The organism is Mesorhizobium sp. M4B.F.Ca.ET.017.02.2.1 (assembly GCF_003998955.1).
Classification (GTDB): domain Bacteria; phylum Pseudomonadota; class Alphaproteobacteria; order Rhizobiales; family Rhizobiaceae; genus Mesorhizobium; species Mesorhizobium abyssinicae.
Window position 1 is genome coordinate 1 of record NZ_RZOF01000542.1, and the last position, 2,545, is coordinate 2,545.

Here is a 2,545-nt window from a genome sequence, read left to right on the forward strand (position 1 = left end):
CCGCCGCCCAGCGCCGTGCCATGGATGGCGGCGACCGTCGGCTTGGCGATGGTCTCGAGCAGCGCCACGATGGCGCGCAGCTCCGGCTGCTGCACCGGCTTGCCGAATTCGGTGATGTCCGCGCCGGCGACGAAGGTGCGCCCGGCGCAGGCGAGGACGATCGCCGTGACGGAAGCATCGTCGCGCAGGGCGGCCAGCGCCTCGAACAGCGGCTGGCGGACATGGAAGCTCAGCGCGTTGACCGGCGGGTTGTCGATCGCGACCACCGCGACGCTGTTGTCCCTGGTGACGCTGACGAAACTGGACAAGCTGGACCCTCCCGAAGATCGCTATTCACCGCGGGTCGCGGTTTACAGGGCCAGCCAGCCGATGAGAACCCGATCCGGCCCCTGGCCCAATCGTTGCCGGCCGCAAGCCCGTGTCGCCGGCCCCGCCCGCCAGATTGGCAGGCGCGATGCCGTCCGGCAACGCTGGCATGCGCGCCGCCAGCGCTGTTACATGAGGGCAGCCTCGGTTATATATGAGGATAGTCTCAGCTGGAAATATGACGATGGCCTCGGAAAAGGCGCCGCAACCGCGCGCGCCGCAACAGAAAAGAGGGCACGACCGCGTCGCGGCGCTGATGACGGCGGCGGCGGAACTGTTCGTCGAAAGGGGTTTTGACGCCGCCACGATGACCGAGATCGCCGCCAGTGCGGGCGCGGCCATCGGCACGCTCTATTTGTTTTTCCCGACCAAGCAAGCGATGGCGCAGGCCATCGTGGAGGCGCATGCGGAAGAGCTGTCGGCCGAGCTCGACGCCTTGCGCGAGCAGACCGAGGCGATGCATGCGGCGACGATCGCCGACCAGCTGTTCGCATTGCTGGGTACGTTCATGGCCACGCACCCCGCCTATTCGGCGCTGCTCGACCTGCCGGGTGACGATCAATGGCGGCGCACGTTGCGCGCCCACCGCCGCGAGCAGATCGCCGCCCTGTTTTCGCAGGCCTATCCGCCCTTGCCGACGGAGCAAGCGGAGCGGCTGGCGGTGATCGTGCCGCAGTTGATGCGCATCCCGCTGAGCCTGGCCGGCGAGACGCGCCTGCGCGACGATGTGCTGGACGAATTGCGACTGATGCTGAACAGGCATCTGGAGGCGGGCTAGCGCGACGAGGTGCGCTCAGCGAACCGCCTTCTCGCCGCCCGCCGCCGTGATCACCCCGACAATGATCAGTCCGGTCAGCACCAGCCGCACGCCGGCGCTGACGCCGAAGGTGTTGAGCATGGTGAGCAAGAGCACCAGGAACAGGCCGGCGCCCCAGACGCCCGGCACATTGGCCTTGCCGCCTGCCACCGACGTGCCGCCGATGACCACGACCGCGATCGAGGCGAGCAGGTATTCGTTGCCGATATCGACATTGGCGCCGCGGAAATACCCGGCGAGCAGCGCGCCGTCGATGCCGCCCAGCGCGCCGCAGAGCGTATAGGTGAGGAAACGGACGCGGCCGACATTGACGCCGGCGAGCCAGGCGGCGCGGATGTTCTGGCCGATCGCCAGCACCGAGCGGCCATAGATCATGCGCTGCAGCGCCGTTGCCGCGCCGACGGTGAAGACCACCGTCAGCAGCGCCAGCACCGGTATGCCGAGGATTTGCCAATTGGTGAAGTCGGCGAAGCCCGGCGGCGGCTTGATCTGGAGCCCGCGCCCATAGCTGATATCGATCGACTGGATGATGAAGCTCGCCGACAGCGTCGCGATGATCGGCGGGATCCTCAGCGCCCAGATCAGCAGATAGTTGGCCGCGCCGATCGCCGCGCCGCAGCCAAGAGCGGCAATCAGCCCGACGGCGATCATCGCATCATTGCCGTCCATCACCTTCATCGCCACGGCGCTGGCCAGCCCGATATTGGCCGGCAGCGACAAATCGACATTGCCGGGGCCGAGCGTGATGACGAACATCTGACCGACGCCGACGATGACGGTGAAGACGGCCAGCGACAGTGCCGCCGTGACCATGCCGCCGGCGCCGTAGCCGCCAGTGAAGGCGATGGTCGCCAGCCACACGACGAAAGCGCCGATGAAGGACCAGATCCAGGGTTTGGCGAGCATTGTCCGCAGCGAGGCCATCCTCACCTCTCCTTGCGGCTGATCAGCACCCGCGCCGCCAGCACGATGATCAGGATGGCGCCATTGGCCGCCACCTGCCAGTCGGGCGGGATGTGCATGAAGGTCAAGAGCGGCGAGGCGGCGAGCGCCAGCGTCAGCGCGCCGATGACGGCGCCGATCGGCGACACCCGGCCGCCGACGAACTCGCCGCCGCCGAGGATGACGCCCGCGATCGACAGCAGCGTGTAGCCATTGCCGATATTGGCGTCGGCCGAGGTTGTGATGCCGATCAGCGCCATGCCGGAGAGCACGCCGAACAGGCCGGTCAGCGCGAACAGCACGATCTTCGTCCGAAGCAGCGACCAGCCGGCGCGCCGCAGCGCCGCCGCATTGCCGCCGGAGCCGCGCAGTATGACGCCGTAGGAGGTGCGCATCAGACCGATATGCACCAACGCCGCG

The 2,545-nt window shown here is 67.7% G+C and carries 3 protein-coding genes and 1 pseudogene; 1 reads left to right on the forward strand and 3 read right to left on the reverse strand.

What is annotated here, in order from left to right; translation table 11 throughout:
• Nucleotides 1–308, reverse strand: a 308-nt coding sequence (locus tag EN738_RS33465) for an enoyl-CoA hydratase/isomerase family protein (RefSeq protein ID WP_145967024.1), incomplete at its 3' end; no start/stop codon positions are given.
• A 242-nt stretch (nucleotides 309–550) separates the two neighbouring features.
• On the opposite strand from EN738_RS33465, the gene EN738_RS33470 reads away from it, so the two are divergent.
• The gene (locus EN738_RS33470) at nucleotides 551–1,144 is read left to right on the forward strand and encodes a TetR/AcrR family transcriptional regulator (RefSeq protein ID WP_189606106.1); all 594 of its coding nucleotides are present in this window, start codon (nucleotides 551–553) and stop codon (nucleotides 1,142–1,144) included.
• Nucleotides 1,145–1,159: 15 nt separating this feature from the next.
• Here EN738_RS33470 and EN738_RS33475 read toward each other — a convergent pair whose 3' ends face one another.
• Together EN738_RS33475 and EN738_RS33480 are read right to left on the reverse strand one after the other, a co-directional pair.
• On the reverse strand, nucleotides 1,160–2,107 hold the full coding sequence (locus tag EN738_RS33475) for an ABC transporter permease (protein ID WP_127287273.1): 948 nt from the start codon (nucleotides 2,105–2,107) through the stop codon (nucleotides 1,160–1,162).
• Between the two features lie 2 nt (nucleotides 2,108–2,109).
• Nucleotides 2,110–2,545 (reverse strand): annotated as a pseudogene (locus EN738_RS33480) (ABC transporter permease); the annotation flags it as partial.